Consider the following 15148-nt stretch of genomic DNA (forward strand, 5'->3'; position numbering starts at 1 on the left):
CCTCCCGGGGCCCGGCCAGCACACGTGGCCGGGCCCGGGGTCCCACGGAGAAGAGGACGACGCATGTCGACCACCACGCCGGAGCCGAGCTCCGGATATCCCGAGGCGCTGGTGCGCAAGCGCGACCGGCCTCCGGGCGTGAACCTGAAGAATCCCACCCGTTGGTGGCAGTGGCCGGGCCAGGTGCTGACGTGGCTGGGCATGGCCGCCGTCGCCGCGATGCTCTTCCACGTGGTGGCCGAGGTTGCAGCCCGCGGGGCGCTGAACTCCCCGTTGACGGGGACGCTGGAGATCACCACGTACTGGTACCTGGGGGGGATCGCCTTCATCGGCCTCTGGCAGGCCTTCGTCCACAATGAGCACATCTCCGTGGACCTGGCCACCGCCCGTCTGCAGCCGGGTGCCCAGTGGGTCGCGTACCTCTTCGGGGCCGTGATCACCTTCATCTTCCTGGCACTGGTCCTCTGGTTCTCGGTGGAGGCCGCGTTCGAGGCCATGGACAAGGGCGAGTACATCGGGGCGGACCGGGTCCCGGTCTGGCCGATGCGCTTCGTCGTCCCCCTCGGGGTGGGCGCCTTCATGCTGTCCCTGATCGCCCAGGTCACGCGCGTGGTCCGCGACGGCAACCTCACATCCCTGGAGGATCACCATGAGCCTGTCTGAGCAGCTGTCCACCCCGTCCACGGCACCCGCCGGCGGGCAGGGGCCGGCCGACCCGAAGGCCGGGCGCAGGCAGGGATACCTGATCGTGGCCGGCACCGTGGTGGCCGCGGTCCTGATGGTCCTCGCCGCCCAGTCCGACCTGCCCCGCGAGGCCGTGGGCGGGATCCTGCTTGTCCTCATGCTCGGTCTCATGGCCCTGAACGTCCCGGTCGGGGTGGCCATGGGCCTGACCGGCGTGATCGGCGTGTTGTCCCTGGCCGGCGAACGACCGACCATCGGCCTGCTGGCGGAGGGCCCCTTCGCGGCAGCCACCAACTTCTCCCTGACCGTGATCCCCATGTTCGTGTTCATGGGCCTGATCCTGTGGCGTTCAGGGGTCACCGCGGATCTCTACACCGCGGCCAAGCACTGGCTGAGCTGGCTGCCCGGCGGACTGGCGATCACCACCAATCTGGCCGGGGCGGGTCTGGGTGCGGCCTCCGGGTCCACCATCGGCATCACCTACGCCCTGGGCCGCATCGGGATCCCCGAGATGCTCAAGGCCGGGTACGACAAGCGCCTGGCGACGGGGGCGGTGATGAGCTCGGGCACCATCGGCCAGCTCATCCCCCCGTCCATCCTGCTGGTGCTCTTCGCCGGCTTCGCCGAGGTCCCGGTCGGGCCCCAGCTGATGGCCGGTATCGTCCCCGGGATCGTGCTGACCCTGATGTACATCGTGATCGTGGTCGGCACGGTGAGCCTCAAGCCGCACTGGGCGCCCCGGGACACCTCCAAGACCCAACTGGACTGGGGCGTGGTCTGGAAGGACTCCGCCAAGTGCTGGCCGATCCCCGTGATCGCGTTCATGATCATCGGCGGCATGATGTCCGGCTGGTTCACCGCCACCGAGGCCGGTGCCGTCGGCGCCATGACGGCCCTGGTCTTCGCCCTGTTCCGCCTCGGTCCCCGCGAGGCCCTGCGGTCCGGGCTGACTGCGCTGAAGGACACCGTGGCCTCGGTCGGCGGGATCCTGTTCGTGATGATCGGGGCCACGATGCTCAACCGCTTCCTGGCCCTGTCCGGCACGGCCCAGCTGTTCTCGGACGCCGTGATCGCCGCTGGCCTGCCGATGCTGGGGCTCGTGGCCGTGCTCACCGTGTTCTACCTGGTGCTGGGCATGTTCATGGACCCGATCGCGATGATGCTGCTGACCGTGCCGATCCTGCTGCCGGCTGCCACCGCCGCCGGCATCTCCCCGGTCTGGTTCGGCGTCTTCGTGGTGCTGATGGGCGAGATCGCGATCCTCTCGCCACCGGTCGGCATGCTCGCCTTCATCACCCACAAGATCACCCGGACCCGAGAGGTCAACCTCGGCCACGACATCACGCTCATGGACGTCTTCAAGGGCGCGCTGCTCTTCGTGCCCGGCGCCCTGGCCGTGGTCTTCATCATGGCCCTCTTCCCCGAACTGGCGACCTGGCTACCTGGCCTGACCTCGTCCCAGTAGGCCGGCGCGCCTCCTGACACCCCACCCCACCCCACAGAGGTTGATACTGCATGCATGACATCGGATTGGGCTCCTGGCCACGGCGCCGGGCCCTGGCCAGCCCGCACCGGGTCGCCTGGACCCATGAGGGCCGGGACACCACCTACGCGGAGGTCCACGCCCGGACCACCCACCTGTCGGGGGCCCTCGGGGACGCCGGGGTGCAACCCGGAGACCGGGTCGCCTACGTGGGGTTCAACCACCCGGCACTGCTGGAGACCCTGTTCGCCACCGCGCGGGCCGGGGCCATCACCGTGCTGGTGAACCCACGGCTCTCCACCGGCGAACTGGACTACATCGTGGCGGACAGTCAGCCCACCGTCGTGGTCCACGGACCGGAGTTGGCCGCCTGGGCGCAGGGGTACGCGGCCGGAGACCGGAACGACGCCGGCCCGGACGGCTCCAGCGGGGGCGTCCGGGCCGTCGTCGGGGTCCAGGAGGCGGGGCCGGGAGGCTACGAGGCCTTCCTGGCTAGCGGGTCGGAGACCGAGGCGACACCGAACGGGCTCGAGGACGTCTGCCTGATCATGTACACCTCCGGGACCACGGGAAATCCGAAGGGGGCCATGCTTACGCACGGCAACCTGTTCTTCAATGACATCAACCAGCTGCTCACGGTGGACCTGCGCCCGGACGAGGTCTGCCTGGACGTCGGCCCGCTGTTCCACATCGCCGCCCTGAACGGGCTGGCGCTGCCGGTCTTCCTCAAGGGAGGGCGGCAGGTGATCAGGACCAAGTTCCGTCCCGAGGAGGCCTTCCGGGATATCCGCGAGCACGGGGTCACCTCCATGTTCACGGTGCCGCTGATGCTGGACGCCATGGCCCACCACCCGGACTTCGCCACCGCGGACCTCTCCAGCCTGCGATCGCTGATCTGTGGCGGGGCTCCCGTGCCGGACCGGCTGCTGCGGGTCTTCGCCGAGCGTGGGATCAGCGTGCTGCAGGGTTACGGATTGACTGAGACTTCGCCGGGGGCCATGCTCCTGGAACCGGAGTACAGCGCCACCAAGTCGGGTTCGGCGGGGGTGTCCCAGTTCCTGGTGGACACCCGCGTGGTCGGTCCGGACGGCGAGGACCTGCCTCCCCATGAGCCGGGCGAGATCCTCATCCGCGGGCCCATCGTCACCCCGGGGTACTGGCAGAAGCCGGAGGCCACCGAGGAGGCCTTCACCGGTGACTGGTTCCACACCGGGGACATCGCGGTGCGGGACGAGGACGGCTTCACCTTCCTGGTGGACCGGTCCAAGGACATGTACATCTCCGGTGGAGAGAACGTCTATCCCACCGAGGTGGAGAACCGCCTCCTGGACGTGCCCGGGGTCGCCGAGGCCGCCGTGATCGGCGTGGCGGACGATAAGTGGGGCGAGGTCGGGTCAGCCTTCATCGTGCCCCAGGACGGCGTGGAGCTCACCGAGGACTCCCTCCGCGCGGACCTGGAGAACCGGCTGGCCCGGTACAAGATGCCGCACCACGTCACGTTCGTCTCCGAGCTGCCGCGCACGGCGACCGGCAAGGTGAAGAAACACGTGCTGCGCCAGGACCTCGCCGGCGCGGCTCCCGGCGTCTCTGACTCGCCTGGTGCCCTGTCCACGTCCATGACGGGAGAATCCCGGTGACCACCCCCGACCTGCTCGACATCGCCTCTCTGCTGTCCGCCGAGGAACGCGCGCGCCTCGACCGGCTCAAGGAAGCCCTGGCAGGCCTGGACCGTGCCGAGTTACGCGGGTGCTGGGAGCGGGCAGAGTTCCCGCACCACCTGGTCCCCGTCCTGGCGGAGGCCGGAAGCCTGGGCCTGCACCTGGACGAGTACGGTACCCAGCCGCGGGCCTCCTGGCTGTTCCGCGGTCTGGCCGCCATGGAACTGGGCCGAGTGGATGCCTCCATCGCCACGTTCTGCGGGGTCAGCTCCTCACTGTTCGGGTTGTCCGTGCGCCACTTCGGCTCCGAGGAGCAGAGGCGACGGTACCTGCCGCGCATCGTCACCGGGGAGGAGTCCGGAGCCTTCGGGCTGACCGAACCCCTGCACGGCTCGGACGTGGCCGGGGCCATGACCACCACGGTCCGCCGCGAGGGGGAGGACTGGGTCATCAACGGCCACAAGCGCTGGATCGGCAATGCCACCTGGTGCGATCACGTGGTCGTCTGGGCTCGGGAGGAGACCACCATCGCGGCGGATTTCGAGGACGACGCCGGCCGGTCTGGTTCCGGACGACCGCGCACCCTGGGCTTCATCGTCCCGACCAGCAGCGAGGGCTTCGAGGCACTGAAGATCGAGGGTAAGTACAGCCTGCGGACCGTGCAGAACGCGGACTTCACACTCACGGAGGTGAGGATCCCGGAATCGGGCCGGCTGCCCGGCGTCGAGTCCTTCAAGCAGACCTCCGAGGTGCTGAAGTACACCCGCCTGGAGGTGGCCTGGGTGTCGGTCGGCAACGCCCTCGGCGCCCTCGACGGGGCCCTGGACCACGCCAGGAATCGGGAGCAGTTCGGCAAGCCCCTGGCGAAGTTCCAGCTGATCCAGGACCTGCTGGTGAGGGCCCAGGCCGAGATCGCCACCGCATTGGCCTCCCTGGCCCACGCCGCGGCCCTGGCCGAGAGGGGGGAGCTGACGGACGAGCAGGCCTCCTTCATGAAGCTGGTGGCCTCCGGCAATGCCCGCCGCGCCGTGGCCGCCTGCCGCGAGGTGCTCGGCGGGGATGGGATCACGCTGGAGAAGGATGTGATCAAGCACTTCATGGACGCCGAGGCCCTGTACACCTTCGAGGGCACCCATCAGGTCAACACCCTGATCGTGGGCCGCGCCCTGACCGGGATGTCCGCGTTCGTCTGACCCGGGCGCACGTCCCGATCCACCCCACAGACCACCCCGAAACCAGGAGCCAGATCTCATGAACGATGCCGTCCTCGTGTCCTTCGCCCGCACCCCGATGGGCCGCGCCTACAAGGGCGCATTCAACAACACCTCCACCCAGGAGCTGGGTGGCCACGCCATCGCCCACGCGGTCTCCCGATCCGGGGTGGACCCTGCCGAGATCGACGACGTGATCATGGGGGCTGCCCTCCAGCAGGGTGCCCAGGGGATGAACCTCGGGCGGCAGGCCGCCCTGCGCGCCGGGCTGCCGGCCTCGGTGGCCGGGATGACGGTGGACCGCCAGTGTGCCTCCGGGCTGATGGCCGTGGTGTTCGCCAGCCGCCTCATCGCCGCCGGGGACGCCAGGATCATGGTCGCCGGCGGTGCCGAGTCGATCTCGGTCGTCCAGAACCAGCACCTCAACACCTACCGGGCGGAGGACCCGTGGCTGCGGGAGAACGTCCCCGGGATCTACGACTCCATGCTCCAGACCGCCGAGACCGTGGCCGAGCGCTACGGCATCTCCCGCGAACGCCAGGACGCCTACGCCCTGGAGTCCCAGCGGCGCACCGCGGAGGCGCAGGCCGCGGGCCGGTTCGATGAGGAGATCGTGCCGCTGGCCTCGACGCCCCTGGTCAAGGAGGAGGACGGGCAGATGGCCGAGGGACAGCCGGTGACCCTGGCGAAGGACGAGGGCAACAGGCCCTCCACCACGCTGGAGGGCCTGGCCGGCCTCACGCCCGTGCTGGACGGGACGGTGGAGAATGCCTCGGTCACCGCCGGAAACGCCTCCCAGATGTCCGACGGCGGCGCCGCCCTGGTGGTCATGGCGGCCGAGGAGGCCTCCCGCCGGGGTCTTGAGCCGCTGGGCCGTTTGGCCGGATACGCCGTGGGCGGCGTGGACCCGGGCGAGATGGGCATCGGTCCAGTGGCCGCCGTGCCGAAGCTGCTGGCCCAGACCGGATTGGGCGTGGACGACATCGACCTGTGGGAGCTCAATGAGGCCTTCGCCAGCCAGGTCCTGTACTCCCAGGACGTCCTGGGCATCCCGGCCGAGCGCCTCAACGTGGACGGCGGCGCCATCTCCGTGGGCCACCCCTATGGCATGTCCGGTGCCCGGATGACGGGCCACGGACTGCTCACCGCGAAGCGTCTCGGTGTGAAGCGCGTGGTGGTCACCATGTGCGTGGGCGGCGGCATGGGTGCTGCGGCTCTCTTCGAGCGCCTCTGATCCCAGGCGAGCCCCAGCCACCTCAAGATTCACAGTGACCAAACCCCGTCACAACGGTGGGGGTCAGGTCACTGTGCGCCCAGGTGTCAGGCCAGCAGGGTGGGTCCGATGGCGTCCCGCGGTCCACGGGAGGGGCCGCTGCCGTGGACCCGGTCGTGGAGGCGCTCCATCCGCCGGTCCAGGTCGTCGGCGGCCTGCGCCGCCTCCGTCAGTTCATCCACGACGTCGGCCGGCACCTCCCCGTCGTACTTGTACTTGATCTTGTGGTCCAGCGAGGCCCAGAAGTCCATGGCGATGGTGCGGAACTGGAGTTCCACCGGGATCAGGATGACGCCAGTGGAGAGGTATACGGGCACACGGACGGTGGCGTGCAGGGAGCAGTAGCCGTTCGGCTTGGGGTGGGCGATGTAGTCCTTCACCGAGATCACCTCCACGTCCTCCCGACTGGTGAAGAGCTCGAAGACCCGGTAGGCGTCCCGCCGGAAGCTGCACGTCACGCGGGTTCCGGCGATGTCCAGGATCTCCCGCCGCCACACGCCCAGGTCCATGGGCAACTCGCGCCGGTTGGCCTTGGCCACGAGGGAGTCCAGGGTCTTCAGCCGGGTGGAGACATGCTCGATGGGGTTGTAGTCGTGCAGGTGTAGGAACTCGTCCTGCAGGATGTGCATCTTCGTCTCCACCTCCCGCAGCGCGAACTCGTACTCGAGGGTGAGCTGGCGGAACTCGGAGCCGATGGCCGCCAGCCGTTGGGCGAGGTCCGGCGGCATGGTGCTCAGGTCCATCCCGGTCTCGGCGCCCAGCCGTTCGAGGTCGGTGGAGGGCGCCGGCCGTCTGGGGGAGTCGTCCATGCCGCCCATTCTCCCGGAGCCGCCTGTCAGCGCGCCGAACTGAGGCTGGGTGTCGGCTGGACCGGACTCGGATCACCTGAGACCGCCGGAGATGGCCGGTGACCGCCGGAGATCACCGCAGTTTCGGAGGGGACGGCGCCCATGGCCCGGACCTACCGTGGGGGCACGCACGCAGAGCCCTGCGTCCACCGTCCACCGGTCCGACCCGGCTGAAGAGGATTGCCATGACCGCCACCGATCTGTCCCACTACGATCCGGCACCGGCCACCCCGCCCGTCGTTGACCAGGCGACGTGGCAGACCGAACTGGACCAGCTGCGTCGGCGCGAGAAGGCCTCCACCCGTGAACTCGACGCCATCGCGGCCCAGCGCCGGCGGCTGCCCATGGTGAGGATGCCCGACTACACGCTCGAGGGGGCCTTCGGGCCCGTCCGCCTCGCGGACGTCTTCGACGGGAAGCACCAGCTCATCGTCTACAGCCATATGTGGCATCCCGGCGGCGAGTACCAGTGCGGCGGTTGCACCTTCTTCACCTCGCAGTTCACCCGACTCGACTTCCTCGAGGCCTTCGATGCCCGGTTCGTGGTCGTGACCCAGGGTTCGATTGACGAGGCGCTCGCGTACCGGCGCCGGGTGGGGAACCGCATGAGCTGGTATTCCACCGCGGACAGCACCTTCGGGGCGGACGTCGGCGCCCCGCCGGACGCCGGCTTCGCCCTGAACGTGTTCCTGCGGGACGGTGAGGACGTCTACCGGACCTGGCACACGGACGGACGCGGGGTGGAGCAGGTCTCTCATGTCTTTCCCTTGATGGACGTGCTGCCCTACGGACGCCAGGAGATGAGGGAGGACTCGCCCGAGGGGTGGCCGCAGGACGAGACGTACGGTGGCTGGCCGGAACCGCAGGAAATCGCCGGCTGGTACGGCGAGGAGTGAGGCCGGTGCTGGCCGCGCCGGGCACGAAGTGACGGATCTACGTCACATCGGTGGGGGTGTGGTCACTTTGCGCCTGGAGGGGTCAGGCGTCGCGGGAGGGCGAGAGGATGCAGAACTCGTTGCCGGAGGGGTCGGCCCAGGTGGACCAGGGCCAGTCCGGGTGGTCGACGAGCAGCTGCGCGCCCGCAGCCTTCAGTCGGGAGGCGACCGGGCCGTCGTCGGGCCCGGGCCGCACGTCCAGATGCATGCGGTTCTTGCCCCGCTTGGGATCGGATTCCGGCAGGAACTCCAGCAATGGGCCCGTCCCCGAGGGGTGGCGCAGCGACGCCGGCGCCACCCCCTCAACGCGCTCCCAGCCGGTGGCCACCGCCCAGAAGTCCGCGTCCCGGGCCGGGTCCGTCCCCTCCAGGACCAGGGAGGCGAGGACCCCGGTGCCGCGGTAGGCCTCCCGGTCGTCCATGACGCAGAAGGCGTTGCCCTCTGGATCGGCCAGGACCACCCACGGCGGGTCCCCCTGCCCGATGTCCGCGGGAGTGGCGCCCAATCCGAGGAGCCCGTCCACCACCTCGTGCTGGCGCGCCCCGCCGGTCAGGTCCGGGTGGACTCTGGACTTGGCGGGGGAGGGATCCGGGACCCGCTCGAAGCAGAGGTCCAGGAAGCGACCCTCGGGCAGGGTCACCCGGATCTCGACCAGGTCTTCCTCCGCGGTGACCGTCTCCGCGTCCAGGGTCGCCGCCCAGAAGGCCGCCAGCCGGTGCGGGTCGAGGGAGTCGACGTTCAGGTTCTCCAAGCGCATCTTGCCGGTCTATCAAGACCGGCAGGCACCGGACAAGGGGTTCGAGCCGCTCGGATCTTCATTCAGGACACCGGTCGGGCCTACCGTCGTGGTGGGCGCAGCCGGCACGGTCTCGGCCGGGGAGCCACGGACAGCGCCCACGGAGCATGTCCACCGTGCACGCACACCTGGAGAACGCCATGAAATACATGCTGATCATGCGGGCCACGGACGCCGCGCTCGAGGCCTCCCGCCAGATCCCGATGGAGGAGATGTTCAACCGGATGGGCGCCTACAACGAGAAACTCATGAGCGCCGGCGTCATGGTCGGCGGCGAGGGCCTGGCCGAGCCGGAGGACCCGGCCAACTTCGTTGTCGATTTCGGCCAAGACCCGCCGGTCATCACGGATGAGTCCTACGGCGCCGCCGAGGCACTCTTCAACGGCTTCTGGATGCTCGAGGTGCCATCCAGGCAGGACGCCATCCGGTGGGCCAGCAAGTGCCCCTTGGGCCCGGGCTCCAAGCTGGAGGTCCGCAGCGTGTCCGGCGAGGAGGACTTCGCCGACTTCGCAGACAACGAGTACCTCCAGAAGGAGGCGGGCTGGCGCCAGGAAGTAGCCCGGCGCAACGCGGGCGGAGGCGAATAAGCCATGGCGGAGTTCACGGATCGGTACGACGCCGGCCGGCAGCTGGCCGCGCTCCTGGCCTCCCGCGGCTGGTCGCCGGACCCACGCTCCGGGGGAACCTCGGCGCAGGAGGTGACGGCCGGCGTCGGGCACGAGGGGATGAGGTTGGTGGTGCTGGGACTGCCGCGCGGCGGGGTGCCGGTGGCCGAGGTGGTGGCCCGGCACCTCGTGGCGCCGCTGGATGTGATCATGGTCCGCAAGCTGGGGGTGCCCGTCCACCCGGAGCTGGCCATGGGCGCGATCGGGGAGGGCGGACTGCGCGTGCTGGACGAGTCGATCGTTCGGCACTTCGCGGTCACCCCGGAGCAGGTCGAGCAGGTGCAACGGCAGGAGGAACAGACCCTGACTCGGCGGGCCGAACTGTTCCGGGCGGGACGCCCGCCCCTGGATTTGGGCGGCTCTACCGCTGTGCTGGTGGACGATGGCATGGCCACCGGTGCCACCGCCCGGGTGGCGTGCCAGGCCGCCCGGGGCCTCGGGGCGGCGCGGGTGGTGCTGGCGGTGCCGGTGGCCGCGCGGGACACCGTGGAGCAGATCCAGGCGGACGGGGCCGCGGATGAGGTGATTGTGGTGTCCACGCCCCGGTACTTCAGGGCGGTCGGGGAGCACTACGGGGATTTCGCCGCCGTGGACGACGACGACGTGGTGGGCATCCTTCAGCGGTCGTGATCCTCGAAGAAGAACAACAGCTCCTCCTCGAGGTCACCGGCAGCCTGCATCGGCAGCGAGTGCGTGGTGTTCGGCCAGATCTTCACCGTCGACTGGGCCAGTGACTCTGCTCGCTGCAGGGCGGGGGGTCCTCCGGCCATGGAGTCCCTCGAGGCCAGGGCCACATAGACCGGCATCTCGAGCCGGTCCAGTTGGTCGTCGGTCAGGGGCGAGGGCTGCGGCAGGGCCGCCTGGTAGTGGGCGGAGGCCGCTGTGACCAGCCGGGTCACCGGATCGCCGCGGACCTCCTCCGAATTGATCTCCGCGCCGCCGACCCGCTCCAGCGCCGTCTCCCGCCATGCCTCTGGCAGGCCCGGCAGGGAGACGACCATGGCCCACCACAGCATGTCCGGCGACGGTGTGCCGAGCGTGAAGGCCGGGTCCAGCAGGGTGAGGGTGACCGTACGGTGAGGGTACTGGTGTGCATACGCCGAGGCCACGGCACCGCCGAAGGAATGGCCCATCAGGTGGACGCCCTCAGGGGCGAGCTCGGAGACCACCTCGTCGATCGGATGGGCCTGGTCGGCGAAGCTGTCGAACGGGACCGTCTGCTGGGACCGGCCCGAATCACCGAGGGCGTCGAAGGCCAGCACCCGGCGTTCCCCCACGAGGTTCTCGAGATTGTCGACCCACATGGGAGCCCCCGTCGCACGGCCCGGGATCAGCAGGATCGGGGTATCGCCGCGGTTCTGGTCGGTCGCCCATTCGTAGACGCGGATCGATCCGTGGCTGGTCGGGATGTCATGGGTATCCGTGGGTTCCGGCAGCTGGTCCATGGAGTCCTCGTAGGCCGACATGTACTCCCCGCGGCCGTCGGCACTCCGGAAATGCCCGACGCCGGGAGGGCCGGCAAAGAAATCCCAGGTGGCCACGAGACCGATGGCCGCGAATACCACGACCAGTCCCTTGGCCAGCCACAGCGCGATCCGGCACCATCGACCGCGGCGCCCTGGCCGGCGTCGGGTCCCGCCGTCTGTGAGCCCCGGTCCGTGGGCCTGCCGGAGCGACCGATCTTTTGACAATACGTTCATACTGCAATGGTGATGCAAGTCGACCGTACTGTAAAGTCGCGGCATGCCGAAGATCGTCGACCATGACCAGCGCCGCTGGGAGATTGCACAAGCGTTGTGGCAGGTCATCTACGCACGGGGAATCGACGGGGTGTCCTTCCGTGCGGTGGCCGAGGCCGCCGGGGTATCCATCGGCCGCGTCCAGCACTACTTCTCCAGTAAGGACGAGTTGGTGGTCTTCGGTTGCCGCTCCATGGTGTCCGCAGCGGAACGGGACCATGGTCCGGATCTGGTCCTTCGGGGAGCAACCCGGGTCCAGGACGCGCTGGTGGATTTCCTCTGTGCACCCCTGGCAGTCACCGAGGCGCTGCGGGTGGGCGCCTCCGTGTGGGCGACCTACCAGGCCAAGGCGGTGTCCCATCCGGGGATCGCCGAGGTGGTGGCCGAGGCGATGCGGGGCCGGACGGAGGCGACATCCGCGCTGCTCGCCGTGGCATGCGGTGCGGCGGCGGCGGACAGTGCACCGTCCCGCCCGCGTGCCGAGGGCGGCCCCGCGGCGTCCGCGGGGTTCCACGCCACGGCCCTGGTCCTGGTGTCGCTGGCCGAGGGGCTGAACACGCGCGTACTGGCAGGCGCCGTGAGGGCCCGGGAGGCCGGCGAGCTGATCCGGGATGCTGTGGACCGCGCCGTCCGGGCGGCGTGAGGCGGACACCGGGAATCCGGCAGGATCGGAGACGCCCTCCAGAAGGCATTGCCCCTACGGTGGAGGCACCCGCCGAACCGGGAGGATGACCCATGCGGATTGTGATCACCCAGAACACGACCCTGGACGGCCGGGTCGAGATGCTGGACGACTGGTTCGACCCGGCGAGCCAGGACGAGGAACTGGCCGCCGAGCTGATGCGCCAGACCGAACGGGAGGACGTGCTGCTGCTCGGACGGCAGACCTTCGAGGACTTCCGCGGCTACTGGCCACAGCAGACCGAGGACACCACCGGGGTGGCCGCGAGCCTGGAGGCGGCGGACAAGCGGGTCGTCTCCGCCACCCTGACCGAACCCGGCTGGGCCAACACCACGGTCATCTCCGGGGATCCGCTGGAGGCCGTGCGCGCGCTGCGGGACGAGCCGGGGCAGGACGTGATCATCACCGGCAGCATCACTCTGTGCCACGCCCTGATCGGGGCCGGTCTGGTCGACCTGTACCGGATGTTCGTCTATCCGCACTGGCAGGGCCGCGGCCGGTCCTTCTTCCCGGACGGGCACCCCGGGACCGGCCTGCACCGGGTTCAGGCCCGGGCCTTCTCCGGCGGGGTGACCTACCTGGCCTATGTGCCGCTCGCCGGCCTCGGCTCCGAGCAGGACGACTGAACCGGCTGCGACGACTGACGCGACTGACATCTATGAAGGACCTGACATGGGACAGCTGACCTATTCCGCCATCGGATCCCTGGACGGCTACATCGCCGATCCGGACGGCGACTTCTCCTGGGCCGAGCCGGACGAGGAGGTCCACCAGTACGCCAATGACATGCTGCTCGGCGTGGACCTGCACCTCTACGGGCGGACCACCTACGACCTGATGACCGTGTGGGAGACGGACCCGGAGTTCGCCGCGGGGTCTCGCGTCTACGCCGAGTTCGCGCAGCGGTGGATGGACGCGGACAAGGTGGTCTACTCCACCACCCTGAGCGAGGTGGTCACGCGTCGGACGCGGCTGGAGCGCGTCTTCGACCCGGACGCGGTGCGGGAACTGAAGGACTCCACCGCCGGCGGGATCATGATCGGCGGACCCACCCTGGCCGCAGCGGCGTTCCGGGCCGGGCTCGTGGATGTGGTGGACCAGGTCCTGCTGCCCATCGTCATCGGCGGCGGGCTGCCCGTCTTTCCCGGCGGCGTCCGGCTGGGTCTAGAGCTGGAGGCCGAGCGCCGCTTCGCCTGCGGTGCGGTGGCGGTGCGGCACCGGGTGGTGTCTGGCCAGTAGGGGGGTGCGCTACAGGAGGTTGACCAGCAGCACGAAGGTCAGCGTGCCCAGCCCGATGCTCAGCAGGGTCCGCCGGCCGAACAGCAGGTGCACAGCCACGGTGACCGCAGCCGCGAGGGCCGCTTGGGCCGCCGTCGCCCAATCGATGCCGGCGCCGCCGTCATCACCGGTGAAGGTGCCGATCCAGGTGGAGGCCGCCAGGATGCCGAGGATGCCCACCGGCATCCACAGCCCGAGGGCCAGCACGAGACTCGACTCACGCAGGGGTTTGAGGATGGCGAAGGGCACGGCCCGCAGCGCCACGGTGATGGCGCCGGCGATCAGCAGGGCGGCCACCACATATCCGAGGTCAGGCATCGGAGGTCTCCGTTCCGTCCGGCCCGTGCTTCCCGGACCGCCGCGAAAGGGCGTACCGCGCGGCGAGGGCCACCACGAACAGCATCATGGCCAGGAACAGCGACTGTTCCGGCAGGGTCAGGTGGGCGGCCGCGAAACAGGCCAGCGCTAGGAGGAGCGACGGCACCTGCCTCCGGGTGCGGCAGGCGTCCAGGGCCAGGGTGATGAACAGGGCCACGAGGGCGAACTCGAGGCCTTCGACCGGGCCGGGCAGGGCGGAGGCGAAGAGCACCCCGGCCAGGCCGCCGAAGACCCAGTAGCACTGGAAGGCGACTTGGGTCGCGAGCAGGCGCGGGGCCGTCCACCCGCGCGGATTGACCGCGGTGATGGCATAGGACTCGTCCGTGAGGGCGTAGACGGAATAGGCCCGGGCCAGCGGGTTGCGCACCCGGTGCAGGGGAAAGGTGAAGGCGTAGAAGACATGCCGGAAGTTCACCAGCAGGGTGGTCAGGGCGATCGTCGCCAGCGGGGTGGCCGCGGAGATCAGTCCGACCAGCAGCAACTCCACCGAACCGGCATAGACGGCGATGGACAGAGCCGGGGCCATCCACCACGGCAGCCCGTACTGGATCACCAGGATGCCGAAGGCCACGCCCAGCGGGAACATTCCCAGGCCCGCGGGTAGGGACAGCCGGATGCCGAAAGCGATCTCGGCGCGGCGACCGCGCGGTTGATCGATCGCCTGATTCATGTCATCAATGATCCCCTAGATCTCCGGGCCTGATGACGGAGATCCTGGTTCGGCGTGCAGTACCTGAGGCGATCGGGGAAGGGGCCAGTCCCTCTCTCAGGAACCCGCCGGGTACGGATGCCTGCGCAGCAACAGCGCCAGGTGCGTGGCGTTCCGGGCCGCGCCGGCCGTCGTGGCGGCCACGTTCTCGGGGACCTCGTCCAGGTCCTGATAGTCCACGGCCTGCATGGCCTCGCCCACCCAGTAGGTGCCGGCCTGTGCGGGGACGGTGAACCCGATGTCGCTCAGGGCCTGGGTCATGTCCGCGATGGTCTTGTGGGCGCCGTCCTCGTTGCCCACCACGGCCACGATCGCCGTCCTGTCGTACATGATGGGCCGGCCCTGCTCATCCGTCTCAGCCAGGTCGGCGTTGAGCCGCTCGATCACGCGCTGGGCGATACTGCAGGGGTGGCCCATCCAGATGGGGGTGGCCAGCACGATGATGTCCGCCTCCAGCACCTGCCGGCGTAGTCCCGGCCAGTCGTCGCCGTCGCCCATATCCACTTGGACCCCCGGCTTCACGTCGTGGTCCACGACGCGGATCAAGGAGGTGGCGACGCTGTTCTTCTCCAACTCGCCCAGCACGTGCCGGGCCATCAACTCACTGCTGGAGGGCTTCGGAGAGGGTGTCAGGGTGCAGACCAGGGCCACCGCCTTCAGTCCGGCGGACGGTGCGGACGGGCTCTGTTGCGTCGATTCGGTCATGGTCCCCAGCATGGGACGATCCGGGCTGACCTGGCTAGGGCGCAGTGGCAGTCATCGTCGCCCTGCCGTACCGTAGAACCCATGAGGTCTTGAGTTCCCTTCGT

Annotated in this window: 17 protein-coding genes; 11 read left to right on the forward strand and 6 right to left on the reverse strand. The window is 69.5% G+C overall.

Going from position 1 to position 15148, the window contains the following annotated elements:
- Positions 1–63: 63 nt before the first annotated feature.
- From AB0K08_RS00640 to AB0K08_RS00660, 5 genes are read left to right on the forward strand one after another with little or no spacing between them, the layout of a single operon-like run.
- Positions 64–663: a TRAP transporter small permease gene (locus AB0K08_RS00640; RefSeq protein ID WP_363350617.1), complete on the forward strand. Its 600-nt coding sequence runs from the start codon at positions 64–66 to the stop codon at positions 661–663.
- Entirely contained in the window at positions 650–2149 is a 1500-nt protein-coding gene (locus AB0K08_RS00645; RefSeq protein WP_363350619.1) for a TRAP transporter large permease, read from the forward strand. The genes AB0K08_RS00640 and AB0K08_RS00645 overlap by 14 nt, the downstream gene beginning before the upstream one ends.
- Before the next feature lie 50 nt (positions 2150–2199).
- Positions 2200–3804: a long-chain fatty acid--CoA ligase gene (locus AB0K08_RS00650; protein WP_363350621.1), complete on the forward strand. Its 1605-nt coding sequence runs from the start codon at positions 2200–2202 to the stop codon at positions 3802–3804.
- Positions 3801–5018: an acyl-CoA dehydrogenase family protein gene (locus tag AB0K08_RS00655; protein WP_363350623.1), complete on the forward strand. Its 1218-nt coding sequence runs from the start codon at positions 3801–3803 to the stop codon at positions 5016–5018. The genes AB0K08_RS00650 and AB0K08_RS00655 overlap by 4 nt, the downstream gene beginning before the upstream one ends.
- A 58-nt stretch (positions 5019–5076) precedes the next feature.
- Entirely contained in the window at positions 5077–6270 is a 1194-nt protein-coding gene (locus AB0K08_RS00660; protein WP_363350625.1) for an acetyl-CoA C-acyltransferase, read from the forward strand.
- An 86-nt stretch (positions 6271–6356) separates the two neighbouring features.
- Here AB0K08_RS00660 and AB0K08_RS00665 read toward each other — a convergent pair whose 3' ends face one another.
- Positions 6357–7118: a GTP pyrophosphokinase family protein gene (locus AB0K08_RS00665; RefSeq protein ID WP_363350627.1), complete on the reverse strand. Its 762-nt coding sequence runs from the start codon at positions 7116–7118 to the stop codon at positions 6357–6359.
- A gap of 224 nt (positions 7119–7342) precedes the next feature.
- Here AB0K08_RS00665 and AB0K08_RS00670 point away from each other — a divergent pair, with 224 nt between their 5' ends.
- Entirely contained in the window at positions 7343–8053 is a 711-nt protein-coding gene (locus AB0K08_RS00670; RefSeq protein ID WP_363350629.1) for a DUF899 family protein, read from the forward strand.
- Between the two features lie 82 nt (positions 8054–8135).
- On the opposite strand, the gene AB0K08_RS00675 is transcribed toward AB0K08_RS00670, so the two are convergent.
- Positions 8136–8849 (reverse strand): VOC family protein, encoded by a 714-nt coding sequence (locus AB0K08_RS00675; RefSeq protein ID WP_363350631.1) that lies wholly within the window; start codon positions 8847–8849, stop codon positions 8136–8138.
- 179 nt (positions 8850–9028) lie between these two features.
- Here AB0K08_RS00675 and AB0K08_RS00680 point away from each other — a divergent pair, with 179 nt between their 5' ends.
- Entirely contained in the window at positions 9029–9475 is a 447-nt protein-coding gene (locus tag AB0K08_RS00680; RefSeq protein ID WP_363351814.1) for a YciI family protein, read from the forward strand.
- A gap of 3 nt (positions 9476–9478) precedes the next feature.
- Positions 9479–10183 (forward strand): phosphoribosyltransferase family protein, encoded by a 705-nt coding sequence (locus AB0K08_RS00685; RefSeq protein ID WP_363350633.1) that lies wholly within the window; start codon positions 9479–9481, stop codon positions 10181–10183.
- On the opposite strand, the gene AB0K08_RS00690 is transcribed toward AB0K08_RS00685, so the two are convergent.
- Entirely contained in the window at positions 10171–11019 is an 849-nt protein-coding gene (locus tag AB0K08_RS00690) for an alpha/beta hydrolase (RefSeq protein WP_363350635.1), read from the reverse strand. The two genes, AB0K08_RS00685 and AB0K08_RS00690, sit on opposite strands and share 13 nt — an antisense overlap.
- Before the next feature lie 277 nt (positions 11020–11296).
- On the opposite strand from AB0K08_RS00690, the gene AB0K08_RS00695 reads away from it, so the two are divergent.
- The 3 genes from AB0K08_RS00695 (at position 11297) to AB0K08_RS00705 (ending at position 13213) form a co-directional block, all read left to right on the forward strand.
- A complete protein-coding gene (locus AB0K08_RS00695; protein WP_363350637.1) occupies positions 11297–11935 on the forward strand; it encodes a helix-turn-helix domain-containing protein in 639 nt (212 codons plus the stop codon).
- Positions 11936–12027: 92 nt separating this feature from the next.
- Entirely contained in the window at positions 12028–12600 is a 573-nt protein-coding gene (locus AB0K08_RS00700; RefSeq protein ID WP_363350639.1) for a dihydrofolate reductase family protein, read from the forward strand.
- A 46-nt stretch (positions 12601–12646) separates the two neighbouring features.
- On the forward strand, positions 12647–13213 hold the full coding sequence (locus tag AB0K08_RS00705; RefSeq protein ID WP_363350641.1) for a dihydrofolate reductase family protein: 567 nt from the start codon (positions 12647–12649) through the stop codon (positions 13211–13213).
- Positions 13214–13222: 9 nt separating this feature from the next.
- Here AB0K08_RS00705 and AB0K08_RS00710 read toward each other — a convergent pair whose 3' ends face one another.
- From AB0K08_RS00710 to AB0K08_RS00720, 3 genes are all read right to left on the reverse strand, one after another.
- Positions 13223–13570 carry an AzlD domain-containing protein gene (locus tag AB0K08_RS00710; protein WP_363350644.1) on the reverse strand — a complete coding sequence of 116 codons (348 nt, stop codon included), beginning with the start codon at positions 13568–13570 and terminating at the stop codon, positions 13223–13225.
- Positions 13563–14300 (reverse strand): AzlC family ABC transporter permease, encoded by a 738-nt coding sequence (locus tag AB0K08_RS00715; protein ID WP_363350646.1) that lies wholly within the window; start codon positions 14298–14300, stop codon positions 13563–13565. Before AB0K08_RS00715 ends, AB0K08_RS00710 begins: the two co-directional genes overlap by 8 nt.
- A gap of 96 nt (positions 14301–14396) precedes the next feature.
- The gene (locus AB0K08_RS00720) at positions 14397–15044 is read right to left on the reverse strand and encodes an NAD(P)H-dependent oxidoreductase (RefSeq protein WP_363350648.1); all 648 of its coding nucleotides are present in this window, start codon (positions 15042–15044) and stop codon (positions 14397–14399) included.
- Positions 15045–15148 lie beyond the last annotated feature (104 nt).

The sequence above is a fragment of the Citricoccus sp. NPDC055426 genome, from assembly GCF_040677445.1.
Lineage (GTDB): Bacteria > Actinomycetota > Actinomycetes > Actinomycetales > Micrococcaceae > Citricoccus.